Below are 12,264 nucleotides of genomic sequence, written 5' to 3'. Positions count from 1 at the left end.
TCACCGGTCGTCGCTGCTCTCCTGCTCCTGCCGGACCCCGGCGGCGCCGTCGATCTCGATCGCGACGGGAGTGCCGAGTTCGACGGTACGGGAGACGGTGCAGAGCCGGTCGTGTGACTGTTGCACCGACCGGGGCAGCGCCTCCCGCGCCCGGTCGCCGTCCGCGCCCGCCGGGAACGTCACGGTGAACTCCACCTTGAGGTTCCGCATCCGGTTGCCGCCCGCCTCCTCCCGGATCTTGTCGCCGGAGACGTCGACGGAGAACTGGATCGGCTCGGCCCGCCGGCTGGTGATCAGGTCGACGTCGATGGCCGTGCACCCGCCGATGGCCGCGAGCAGCAGTTCCACCGGGGTGAAGCTGCTGTCCTCGCCCATGCCCACGGACATCGACCCGCCGCGGGTGTTCCGCACGGCGTACGTCCCCATGCCGGTGCGCTCGATCCGCACCGAGCGGAAGCTGTCGTCACTCATGGCCGCGACGCTACCGGGCCGACGGCCACGGCTGCTCGCAAAGGTGCCGCCCGGGGACGCGGACCGGGCCCGCAGCGGGTGTCGACCCGCTGCGGGCTGGCCGCTCCTACTGCAGGGTCCAGCGCTGGTTCGCGGCGCCGGTGCAGGTCCAGAGGATCACGGTGGTGCCGTTGCCGGTGGCCGCGCCGTTGACGTCGAGGCAGAGGCCGGACTGCTGGTTCCTGATGGTGCCGTCGGAGTTGCGGGTCCAGCGCTGGTTGGTCCCGCCGTTGCAGTCCCAGATCTGCGCCTTGGCGCCCGCGGTGGCGTTCAGCGGGGCGTCCAGGCACTTGCCCAGGGCCTGGAGAGTGTCCCCGTTGGCCGTCCACCGCTGGTTGCTGCCACCGTTGCAGTCCCAGATGACCGGCTGCGTGCCGTTGGCGGTGTTGCTCTGCGGCACGTCCAGGCATCGACCGGAGGCGGCGCTGACCAGCGTGCCGCTGGTGGTCGGGGGCGGGGTGGTGGTACCGCCGCCGCTGACCCGGTAGACCACCGTGCCGTGCCCGGGGACGCTGGCCGAGATGGTGCCGCTGGTGGTGCTGGTGGCGTTGGTCCACGCGTCGAGCAGGGTGAAGCTGCTGCCGCTCTTGCCGACGGCCGCCGCGGTGGTGGAGATAGTCGTGCTGCTGCTGCCCTGGTTGAACAGGGCCACCGCGACGTCACCGTTGGCCAGCGGCTTGGCCAGCACCCGGCGGGTGCCGTCGAAGGAGACCTGGGTGGCCTGCCGGCCGAGGGTGTCCTGGTTGATCGCGATCAGGTTCCGGTTGGTCAGGATGCTCTGGGTGGCCGAGTTCATCGACCGTACGTCGTTGCCGGCGATCAGCGGCGACGCGAGCACGGCCCACATGGCGAAGTGGCTGCGCATCTCGGTGTCGGTCATGCCGCCCCGGCCGACCTCCATCATGTCGGGATCGTTGAACGCGCCCGGGCGCGCGTACCCGGCCAGGGGCACGGTGACGTTGATGATGTTCTGGATGCCCATCGGGTAGCCGTTGGTCTGGCCGGTGTCCCAGGCGTTGGTGATGTCCTCGGTGGTCCGCCACATGTTGGCCACGTCGCCCCAGTTGCGCTGCGGGCCGGTCTTGGCGTGGATGCTGTTCGGGTTGATGCTGTAGACGATGGGCCGGCCGGTCGCCGCGAGCGCGTCGCGCATCTTCGCGAAGGTCGCCACCTGCTGGTCGATCGTGCCGTTCGGCGAGCACCAGTCGTACTTGAGGTAGTCCACGCCCCACGCGGCGAACTGCCGGGCGTCCTGCGCCTCGTGGCCCTGGCTGCCGGTGGCGCCCGGGTAGGAGTTGAAGTACTGCGCGCAGGTCCGGTCGACCGGCACCTGGTAGAGGCCGAACTTCAGGCCCTTGCCGTGCAGGTAGTCGCCGAGCGCCTTCATGCCGCTGGGGAACCGGCCGGGGTCGCCCTGGAGGTTGCCGGCGGAGTCGCGGTTGGGGTTGAACCAGCAGTCGTCGACGACGACGTACTGGTAGCCGGCGTCGCGCATGCCGCTGGTGACGATGGCGTCGGCGGCCTGCCGGATCAGCGTCTCGTTGATGTTGCAGCCGAACGAGTTCCAACTGTTCCAGCCCATCGGCGGGGTACGGGCGACCCCGTTCTCCAGGGCCTGGGCGGCGTCCGGGCGCAGCGCGGTCAGGGTGCCGGCCAGCAGCAGGCCGGCCGCGAGGCCGGCGGCCCAGCGGCGGCCCGAGGCGAAGGGTCTCATCGGATCTCCTTCCCGTGGCGGCGTACGCCGTCACAGGTGACGGTCCGGCCGGCGGTCGGCGCTGCGCCGGCGGCGGGACGGGACGGTGGTGGATTGGTGCGGCTCTGCGCCCGCCCCGGCCCGGGACGGTCGGGCCGGACGGGTACGGCGGTCACCGCCGCGATGGACGGTGCGGGGGCTCGCGTCGCTCGGGGCTGAGCCGGCGGTGCTCGCCGACCGGCGGCGGCACCCGACGACCTGCCGCGTCGCCGGGATCGCGGCCCGGTCGCTCCGCCGAGACGTGCCCTTCGCTCCCCAGCGACAAGCTACCGTGTGAGCGATAACATCGCAATCCATTGATGTCACCGGTGCCGGTCGCGGCCCGCGCCACTCGGTCAGCGCGACGGTCGCCGCCACAGTGGAGGGTCCAGCCTTGTTATCGATAACATGCCCTCACCGGTCGGACCGGGCGACCCGGGGGGCGGCGGCGACCGTGGTAGCGGTGGACCGGGGCGGCGGCCGGACCGGGCGGCGATCACGGTGGACCGGGGCGGCGGCGACCGGATCGGGGCGGCCGGGGTGGTGGCGGCCGGACCGGGCGGCCCGGGCGGTGGCGGTCGCAACGGACCGGTCCCGCACCCCGCCGGCGGCACTCCACCAGCGCCTTCCCCCGCTGACCCGGCCCGCCGGCGCAGCCGGGCCCGGCAGGCGGTGACCGCCTACCGGGCCCGGGCGAGATGGACCGCGTGACTCGCGGCGGACGTGCTTCAGAACCCCCGGGCGAGCCGGTAGTACGCCTGGTTCCAGCGGATCTCGTCGGCGAACCGGCGCGGATCCGTGTCGGCGTCGATGACGACCAGCTCGGTCCGGCTCATCTCGGCCAGGTCGTGCAGCTCCTCGACCCCCACCGCCTTGGACAGCACGGTGTGGTGCGGGGCCCCCGCGGTGATCCACGCCTCGGCGGAACCGGCCAGGTGCGGGCGCGGACGCCAGACGGCCCGGGCCACCGGCAGCCGGCGCAGCGGGTGCGGCGGCGCCACCACGTCGACCTCGTTGGCGACCAACCGGAACCGTTCGCCCATGTCGGCCAGGCCGAGGACGACCGCGGGACCGGGCTCGGCGTCGAAGACGAGCCGGACCGGATCCTCCCGTCCGCCGATGCTCAGTGGGTGGATCTCGACGGACGGCACGTCGGCGGCGATGCTCGGGCACACCTCGAGCATGTGCGCGCCGAGGACCAGTTCCCGACCGGGGGTGAGGTCGTAGGTGTAGTCCTCCATGAACGAGGTGCCGCCGTCGACCCCGACCGCCATCGCCTTGAGCGTGTGCACCAGCACGGAGGTCTTCCAGTCACCCTCGCCGCCGAAGCCGTAGCCGTCGGCCATCAGGCGTTGCACCGCGATGCCCGGGAGCTGGCGCAGCCCGCCCAGGTCCTCGAAGTTGGTGGTGAAGGCGCGGAACCCGCCCCGCTCGAGGAAGGCGCGCAGGCCGAGTTCCAGCCGGGCGGCGTAGCGCAGCGACTCGTGCCGGTCTCCGCCGGGGCGCAGCTCGGACACCATCCGGTAGCTGTCGTCGTACTCCTTCACCAGGTCGTCCACCTGCGCGTCGGTGACCTCGCCGACCACCTGGACGAGGTCGTTGACCCCGTAGGTGTTCACCGAGACGCCGAAGCGCAGCTCCGCCTCCACCTTGTCGCCCTCGGTCACCGCCACGTCGCGCATGTTGTCGCCGAAGCGGGCCAGCCGCAGCGAGCGCATCGCCGACCAGCCGATCGCCGCCCGCGCCCAGGCGCCTACCCGGGACACCACCCGCGGGTCGCTGACGTGCCCGGCGACGGTCTTGCGGGCCACCCCGAGGCGGGTCTGGATGAACCCGAACTCGCGGTCGCCGTGCGCCGCCTGGTTGAGGTTCATGAAGTCCATGTCGATCTCGTCCCACGGCAGCAGGACGTTGGCCTGGGTGTGCAGGTGCAGCAGTGGCGTCTGCAGCGCGTCCAGGCCGGCGATCCACATCTTGGCGGGCGAGAAGGTGTGCATCCAGGCGATCACGCCGACGGCCCCGTGCGCGGCGGCGTCCCGGCAGATCCGCAGGATGTCGCCGCTGGTGGTGAGAACCGGTTTCCAGACGACCCGGGCGGGGACGTGCGGCGAGTCGTCGAGCGCCGCCGCGATCTGCCGCGACTGGTCGGCCACCTGGCGGAGGGTGTCCTCGCCGTACATGGCCTGACTGCCGGTCAGGAACCAGATCTCAGGCTCAGCGTGCGTTGCCATGGGGTTGCCTTCCGCGAGATGGTCGGTCACTTGTAGCGGATTCCGATCAGACGTTGGAGCAGGATGAACGCGAAGAGCAGGCCGCCGATCACGATCTTGGTCCACCAGGAGTTGAGGCTGCCGTCGAAGGTGATCAGCGTCTGGATGACCCCGAGCACGAGCACTCCCAGCACGGTGCCGAAGACGTAGCCCGAGCCGCCGGTGAGCACGGTCCCGCCGATGACCACGGCGGCGATGACGTCCAGTTCCATGCCGACGGCGATCAGCGGGGCGCCGGAGAGGGTGTAGAAGGAGAGCAGGATGCCGCCGATCGCCGCGCACAGACCGCTGATCGTGTAGACGGCGATCCGGGTCCGCCCGACCGGCAGGCCCATCAGCAGCGCCGACTGCGGGTTGCCGCCGATGGCGTACACGTTGCGGCCCAACCGGGTGTAGGCCAGCGTGTACGCCGCCACGGCGACCACCGCGAAGGCGATGAGCACGCTGATCGAGACGAAGTTGCCGCTCGGGTTCCCGATCCGCTCCTGCGACATCCTGGTCCAGAACCCGTCGCTGATCGGGATCGACGAGCCGCTGATGAAGGTGCACATGCCGCGCGCGAAGAACATCCCGGCGAGGGTGACGATGAACGGCTGGATGTCGAAGAAGTGGATCACGCAGCCCATGAGGAAGCCGAGCGTCGGCCCGATGAGCAGCGCGATGAGCAGCACCAGCGCCGCCGGCAGCCCCTCCCTCAGCAGGAACGCCGACACCATGGCGGTCATCGCGACGACCGAGCCGACGGAGAGGTCGATCCCACCGGTGAGGATCACGAAGGTCATCCCGACCGCGACGACGAGCAGGAAGCCGTTGTCGATGAAGACGTTGAAGATCACCTGGACGTTCGAGAACGCGCGGTACTGCGAGACGCCGACGCCGTAGAGGACCAGCAGCAGGACCAGGGTGGCCAGGACCGGGACGTGCCGCCGGGGCAGCCGCGACCAGGTACGGGTGGTCAACAGGGACAGGGTGGTCATGCCGGCACCTGCTCCTTCGGCTGCTCGGTCACGGGGGCGGGCGCGGCCGCCGGGGCCCGGCGTCGGGCGAACCGGGCCCGGAAGCCCGGTGCCTGGATGAGGCAGACCGCGATGACCACGACCGCCTTGAACAGCAGCGAGGTCTGGGGCGAGATGTTCATGGCGTACACCGTGGTGGTGAGGGTCTGGATGAGCAGCGCGCCGAGGATGGTGCCGCCCAGGGAGAACCGGCCACCGGCGAGCGAGGTGCCGCCGATGACCACGGCGAGGATGGCGTCGAGTTCGACCCAGAGCCCGGCGGCGTTGCCGTCGGCGCTGGACACGTTCGCCGTCATCATGAAGCCGGCGACCGCGGCGCAGACGGCGCTGATCACGTAGACCAGGAAGGTGATCCGCGCGGAGCGGATGCCGGCCAACCGGCTGGCCTGGGCGTTGCCCCCGACCGACTCGATGATCAGGCCGAGCGCGGTCCGCCGGGTCACCGCGGCGACCACCAGCGCCGCGGCGAGCGCGATGAAGATGGCCAGCGGCAGGGTCAGCAGATGGCCGACGCCGATCGCCTTGTACGGGTCGGAGTTGATGGTGAGGATCTGCCCCTCGGTGATCAGCTGGGCCAGGCCCCGGCCGGCGACCATCAGGATCAGGGTGGCGATGATCGGCTGGATGCCGATGACCGCGACCAGCACGCCGTTCCAGGCGCCGAGCACCAGCGCCACCCCGAGGCCCAGGGCCAGCGCGGTGAGCACGCCGCCGACGCTGTTCTGGTCGGGCTGGCGGCTGATGTGCAGGCAGGCGATCGCGCCGCTGATCGCGCAGAGCGAGCCGACGGACAGGTCGATGCCGCCGGTGGCGATCACCAGCGTCATGCCGAGCGCGACGAGAATCAGCGGCGCGCTCAGCCGCAGGATGTCGATCAGGCTGCCGTACAGGTGGCCGTCGCGCATCTGCACGGACAGGAAGCCGGGTCGATAGACGGTGTTGGCGGCCAGCAGGACGACGAGGACGACGATCGGCCAGAAGAGCCGGTGTGTGGTCAACGCCCGGTAGGCGGCGGTTCGGTTGCTCATGACGGCACCCCCTCGTGCCCGGCGCCGGCGGCGATGCTCTGCATGATCCGGTCGGCGTCGACGTCCTGGTCGTTGGCGAGCTGCGCGACCATCTCCCGGTCGCGCATCACGGCGATCTTGTGGCTGAGGCGCAGCACCTCCTCCAGCTCGGCGGAGACGAAGAGCACCGCCATGCCGCCGTCGGAGAGCTGGGCGACCAGCCGCTGGATCTCGGTCTTGGCACCGATGTCGATGCCGCGGGTCGGCTCGTCGAGGATGAGCAGGCGCGGCTCGGTGATCAGCCAGCGCGCGAGCAGCACCTTCTGCTGGTTGCCGCCGGAGAGGTTGCCCACCGGGAGCTCGGGGTCCGCCGGCCGGATGCTCAGCGCCCGCACGTACCGCTCGACCAGCTCGTCCTGGCGGCGGCGGGGAATGGGCCGCAGCCAGCCCCGGGCGGCCTGCATGGCGAGGATGATGTTCTCCCGCACGGACAGCTCGGCGATGATTCCCTCGGCCCGCCGGTTCTCCGAGCAGAAGCCGATGCCGTGCCCGATGGCGGCCACCGGGGTACGCAGCGACGCGGGTGAGCCCTGCACCCGGACACCGCCGTGGTCGGCGCGGTCGGCGCCGAACAGCAGCCGGGCCACCTCGGTACGGCCCGAGCCGAGCAGGCCGGCGAGGCCGACCACCTCACCCTCGTGAATGGTCAGGCTGAACGGCGCCACGGCCGAGCGGCGGCCCAGCTCGTGCACGTCCAGCAGCGGGGTGCTCGCGGCCCGGTCGGTGGCGGCACGGCGGGGCTGCTCGTCGAGGCGCTCGAGCACCCGCAGTTCCTTGCCGATCATCTTCTCCACCAGGCCGAGCTGGGGAAGCTCGCCGGTCAGGTACTCGCCGACGAGCTGGCCGTTGCGCAGCACGGTGATCCGGTCGGCGATCTCGTAGACCTGGTCCAGGAAGTGGGTGACGAACAGGATGGCGATACCGTCGTCGCGCAGCTGCCGCATGACCCGGAACAGCTGGGCGACCTCACCGGCGTCGAGGCTGGAGGTCGGCTCGTCCAGGACCAGGACCCGGGCCTTGATGTCGATGGCGCGGGCGATCGCCACCATCTGCTGCACGGCCAGGGAGTAGCTGCCGAGCTGCGCGTTGACGTCGATGTCCAGGTCCAGCCGGGCGAGCAGGGCCCGGGCCTGGCGGCGCATCTCGCCCCAGCGGACCGCGCCCAGCCGTCGGGGCTCCCGGCCGATGAAGATGTTCTCCGCCACCGAGAGGTTCGTGCAGAGGTTCACCTCCTGGAAGACGGTGCTCACCCCGGCGGCGGTGGCCTGCATCGGACCGGTGAACGACACCTGCTCGCCGGCGAGCGTCACGGTGCCCTGGTCGGTGCCGTAGACACCGGTGAGCACCTTGATGAGGGTCGACTTGCCGGCGCCGTTCTCGCCCATCAGGGCGTGCACCTCGCCGGGAAAGAGGCGGAAGTCCACGTTGTCGAGCGCGCGGACCCCGGGGAACGACCTGCTGATCCCCGTCATCGTCAGGACTGGATGGCTGCCTGTCATGCCACCGGACCTTTCCTCCTGAGGTTGGTGAGAAGGCGACCGGCGTGCTCCGGTCGGTGGGGCCGCGCGGCGGCCGGGCCCGAGGCCCGGCCGCCGCATCGGAGTTCCGGGGGGTGTCGGCACCCCCGCGGTCCGGTCAGTACTTGCGGTTGGGCAGCGCCTCCTTGGCCTGCTCCTGGGTGAAGGTGGTCTCCTCGGTCTCGATCCGGGCCGGGACCTCCTCGCCGTTGTGCACCTTCTTGGCCAGCTCCATGAGCTGAGGGCCAAGCAGCGGGCTGCACTCGGCGATGAAGTTGAACTTGCCGTCGGCCAGGGCCTGCATGCCGTCCTTCACCGCGTCGACGGTGATGATGGTGATGTCCTTGCCGGGCACCTTGCCGGCCGCGGTGATCGCCTCGAGCGCGCCCAGGCCCATGTCGTCGTTGTGCGCGAAGAGCACGTCGATCTTCGGGTTGGCCTTGAGGAACTGCTCCATCACCTGCTTGCCGCCGGCGCGGGTGAAGTCACCGGACTGCGAAGCAATGATCTTGAGGTTCGGGTTGGCCGCGATCGCCTCGGCGAAGCCCTTCTTCCGGTCGTTCGCCGGCGCCGAACCCGTCGTGCCCTGCAGCTCGACGATGTTGACCGGGCCGCTGGCCGCCTTCTTCTGCTCGACCAGCCACTCCCCGGCGAGCCGGCCCTCCTTGACGAAGTCCGAGCCGAGGAAGGTCTTGTAGAGGGACTTGTCGGCCGAGTCGACCGCGCGGTCGGTGAGGATGACCGGGATCTTGGCGTCCTTGGCCTCCTTGAGCACGGTGTCCCACCCGGACTCCACCACCGGCGAGAAGGCGATCACGTCGACCTTCTGCTGGATGAAGTTGCGGATGGCCTTGATCTGGTTCTCCTGCTTCTGCTGCGCGTCGTCGAACTTCAGGTCGATCCCGGCCTCGGCGGCGGCCTCCTTGATCGAGGTGGTGTTCGCCGTACGCCAGCCGCTCTCCGCGCCGACCTGGGAGAAGCCGAGTGTGATCTTGCCGTCGTCGCCCTTGCCGGCGTTGTCGCCCGTGTCGCTGTTGCCGCAGGCCGCCGTGCCGGTGGCGAGCAACGCCGCGGCGAGCACCGCGATGACCTTTCGGGACGGCAGGTAGGTCCTCATTCTCTTCACCGCAAATCTCCTCGGGGTAACCGTTCCGCGGGCCGTACGCCTCGACGGCGTGCGCCCCGCGCTGGTGGTGGTGCTGGTCAGGTGGTCCGAAGGTGGTGCGACGCGGACGGCCCGGTGTGGGCGGCCGCGCGATTCAGGGCGGCCGTCAGTGGCTCGCGGGTGAGGGGGATCGCTGTCCGTAGACGTTCTGGTAGCGCTCGTACAGGGCGTCGATGTCGGCCGGCGCCATCGGCAGCGGCTCGCCGAGCGCCCGGGTCAGGTGCGCGGTGCGGGCGATGTCCTCACACATCACCGCGGCCTTCACCGCGGCGCGGGCGTCCCGGCCAATGGTGAAGACGCCGTGGTTGCGCATGAGCACGGCCGGCGAGCGGTGCCCGGCGAGGGTCGCCACGATCCCCTTGCCGATGTCGTCGCCGCCGATCAGGGCGAACGGACCGATCGGGATCTCGCCGCCGAACTCGTCGGCCTGGGCGGTGAGGTGGCAGGGGATGGACTCGCCGCGGGCCGCCCAGGCGGTCGCGTACCCGCTGTGGGTGTGCACCACGCCGCCCACCTCGGGCATGGCGCGGTAGACGTACGCGTGGGCGGCGGTGTCGCTCGACGGCGCGAAGTCACCCTCGACCACCAGGCCGTCGAGGTCGCACACGACCATGTTCTCCGGGGCGAGGTCGTCGTAGTCGATCCCGCTCGGCTTGATCACCATGAGGTCCTGGCCGGGCACCCGGGCCGAGACGTTCCCCGAGGTCCAGGCGACCAGCCCGTAGCGGGTGAGTTCGCCGTGCAACCGGGCGACACTCTCCCGCAGCCCGCGCAGCTGCTGACCGAGCTCGGCACTCATGCGACCACCTCCAACGGTGTCGTGACCTGGGCCGCCGACGGGCGGACGGCGGCGTTGCGGATCGCGCGCAGCCGGGACATGACGTCGTTGCCGCCGCGACCGAAGTGGTCGTGCAGCGACCGGTACTCGGCGTAGAGCGCGTCGTAGGCCCGGGCCCGTTCCGGGTCCGGCTGGTAGGCGTCCCGGTCCACCCGGCCCATCGCGGCCGAGGCCGCGTAGACGTCGGGGTACGCGCCGGCCGCGACCGCGGCGTGGATCGCCGAGCCCAGCGCGGGCCCCTGGGCCGAGCCGATGAGGTGCAGCGGCCGGTTGGTGACGTCGCTGTAGATCTGCATGAGCAGCGGGTTGGCGGTCAGGCCGCCGGCCACCACGAGCTCCCGGACCGGCACGCCCGCCTCGGCGAACGCTTCGATGATCATGCGGGTGCCGTAGGCCGTGGCCTCCAGCAGCGCACGGTAGATGTCCGCCGGCCGGGTGGCCAGGGTCAGCCCCACGATGAGGCCGCTCAGGTCGTGGTTGACCAGCAGCGAGCGGTTGCCGTTCCACCAGTCCAGGGCGATCAGCCCGTGCCCGCCGACCGGCTGGGCCGCGGCCAGCTCGGAGAGCCGCTGGTGCGAGTCCGCACCCGCCGGGGCGGCGTGCTCGACGAACCAGCCGAAGATGTCGCCGACACCGCTCTGGCCGGCCTCGTACCCCCAGGCGCCGGGGCTGAGGCCGCCCTCGACGACGCCGCACATGCCGGGCACCTCCGCCAGCTCGGTGCCGTTGACCACGTGACAGGTGGAGGTGCCCATGATGGCGACCAGGTGGCCGGGCACCAGGGCCTGCGCGGACGCGGCGGTGACGTGGGCGTCGACGTTGCCGGCCGCGACCGCGATGCCCTCGGGCAGCCCGGTCCAGGCCGCCGCCTGGGCGGTCAGGCCACCGGCCCGGGCGCCCATCGGCAGCAACGGGCCGTCCAGCTTGTCGACGAAGTCGGCGAAGTCCGGGTCCAGTGCCGCCAGGAAGTCCGGGGACGGGTACCGGCCGTCCTGGCGGATGCCCTTGTAGCCGGCGGTGCAGATGTTGCGGGTCTCGGCGCCGCACAGCTGCCAGACGATCCAGTCGGCTGCCTCGACGAACCGCGTGGCGCGCCGGTAGACCTCCGGGTCCTCGTCGAGGAGCTGCAGGCCCTTGGCGAACTGCCACTCGGCGGAGATCTTCCCGCCGTACCGGCCGAGCCACGGCTCGCCGCGCTCCTGCGCCAGGGCGTTGATCCGGTCGGCCTGCGGCTGACCCGCGTGGTGCTTCCACAGCTTCACCCAGGCGTGCGGCCGGTCCCGCAGCTCGGGCAACTCGCAGAGCGGGGTGCCGTCGGCCAGGGTGGGCAGGACGGTGCAGGCGGTGAAGTCGGTGGCGATGCCGATGACCCGGGTCGGGTCGATCCCGGCGGCCGCCACGGCGGCCGGCACCGCGTGGCGCAGCACGTCCCGGTAGTCCTCCGGATCCTGCAGGGCCCAGTCGGGCGGCAGCGGCACGCCGGTCGGCAGCGCTGACTCGAGCACGCCGTGCCGGTACTCGTGGACCGCGGTGCCCAGCTCGGCGCCGTCGCCCACCCGGACCACCAGCGCCCGACCCGACAGTGTCCCGAAGTCGACCCCGACGACGTACCGGTCGCCCGGTCCGTCCACACCCATCATCTCCACCTCCGCGTGCCGTGGCTCACATTGTTAGCGCTCACATCGGCGTTGGTCAAGACGCGATCGCAACAGTCCCGTAACGGCGCGGCCCACCGACCCCATCGGGTCACCTCGATGGGGTCGGGAGGGCGCGACCAGCGGATGTTAGCGTTCACAGTTGTCGATCCGTCGCCCAAGTCCTTCCCGGGGCGGTGCGCCGCCCGGGGCCGGGCCGAAGATCTGTTAGCGCTAACCCACGGCTCGTCGCGACGGTGCTCGCCGCGGGTCGCCTTGATCCACTCGGGTTGCGGCAGGTCGTGGCGCGCGTGGCTGGTGACCGGCCGCTCCGCCGCCGGCCGGGTGGATCGGACCGGTGCCGCGGGTGCGGGTCGCCGGGGTGAGCCGGCCGGGCTTCCGGCCGCCAACGCGATCGCGCGGCCCGACGTGGTCGGGCCGCGCGATCAGGGTTCGGTCAGAGGGCGGTGATGGTCCAGTGGTTGTTGGTGCTGCCGTTGGGCGCCCACATGCAC

The 12,264-nt window shown here is 71.4% G+C and carries 9 protein-coding genes; all 9 read right to left on the bottom strand.

What is annotated here, in order from left to right; genetic code table 11:
* The 9 genes from AB0I11_RS31050 to araB all read right to left on the bottom strand — a co-directional run bounded on the left by AB0I11_RS31050 (position 1) and on the right by araB (position 11,755).
* Positions 1–471: an OsmC family protein gene (locus tag AB0I11_RS31050; RefSeq protein ID WP_357328726.1), complete on the bottom strand. Its 471-nt coding sequence runs from the start codon at positions 469–471 to the stop codon at positions 1–3.
* A 106-nt stretch (positions 472–577) separates the two neighbouring features.
* Complete coding sequence (locus tag AB0I11_RS31045; protein ID WP_357328723.1) at positions 578–2,224, bottom strand: ricin-type beta-trefoil lectin domain protein; 1,647 nt, start codon at positions 2,222–2,224, stop codon at positions 578–580.
* 746 nt (positions 2,225–2,970) lie between these two features.
* The gene (araA, locus tag AB0I11_RS31040) at positions 2,971–4,473 is read right to left on the bottom strand and encodes an L-arabinose isomerase (RefSeq protein WP_357328720.1); all 1,503 of its coding nucleotides are present in this window, start codon (positions 4,471–4,473) and stop codon (positions 2,971–2,973) included.
* A gap of 26 nt (positions 4,474–4,499) precedes the next feature.
* Positions 4,500–5,489 carry a galactofuranose ABC transporter, permease protein YjfF gene (gene yjfF / locus AB0I11_RS31035; RefSeq protein WP_357328717.1) on the bottom strand — a complete coding sequence of 330 codons (990 nt, stop codon included), beginning with the start codon at positions 5,487–5,489 and terminating at the stop codon, positions 4,500–4,502.
* The gene (locus AB0I11_RS31030; protein ID WP_357328714.1) at positions 5,486–6,556 is read right to left on the bottom strand and encodes an ABC transporter permease; all 1,071 of its coding nucleotides are present in this window, start codon (positions 6,554–6,556) and stop codon (positions 5,486–5,488) included. Before AB0I11_RS31030 ends, yjfF begins: the two co-directional genes overlap by 4 nt.
* A complete protein-coding gene (locus AB0I11_RS31025; protein WP_357328711.1) occupies positions 6,553–8,094 on the bottom strand; it encodes a sugar ABC transporter ATP-binding protein in 1,542 nt (513 codons plus the stop codon). The genes AB0I11_RS31030 and AB0I11_RS31025 overlap by 4 nt, the downstream gene beginning before the upstream one ends.
* A 136-nt stretch (positions 8,095–8,230) precedes the next feature.
* Positions 8,231–9,229, bottom strand: coding sequence for an ABC transporter substrate-binding protein (locus tag AB0I11_RS31020; protein WP_357328789.1), 999 nt, complete (start codon positions 9,227–9,229; stop codon positions 8,231–8,233).
* 154 nt (positions 9,230–9,383) lie between these two features.
* Complete coding sequence (locus AB0I11_RS31015; protein WP_357328708.1) at positions 9,384–10,076, bottom strand: L-ribulose-5-phosphate 4-epimerase; 693 nt, start codon at positions 10,074–10,076, stop codon at positions 9,384–9,386.
* Positions 10,073–11,755, bottom strand: a complete 1,683-nt coding sequence (gene araB, locus AB0I11_RS31010; protein WP_357328705.1) for a ribulokinase — start codon at positions 11,753–11,755, stop codon at positions 10,073–10,075. The genes AB0I11_RS31015 and araB overlap by 4 nt, the downstream gene beginning before the upstream one ends.
* Between the last annotated feature and the right edge of the window lie 509 nt (positions 11,756–12,264).

Origin of the sequence: Micromonospora sp. NPDC050495, assembly GCF_040655175.1 — a bacterium.
Lineage (GTDB): Bacteria > Actinomycetota > Actinomycetes > Mycobacteriales > Micromonosporaceae > Micromonospora.
Note: the sequence above shows the minus strand (reverse complement) of the source record. Positions and strands in the feature narration are given on the sequence as shown.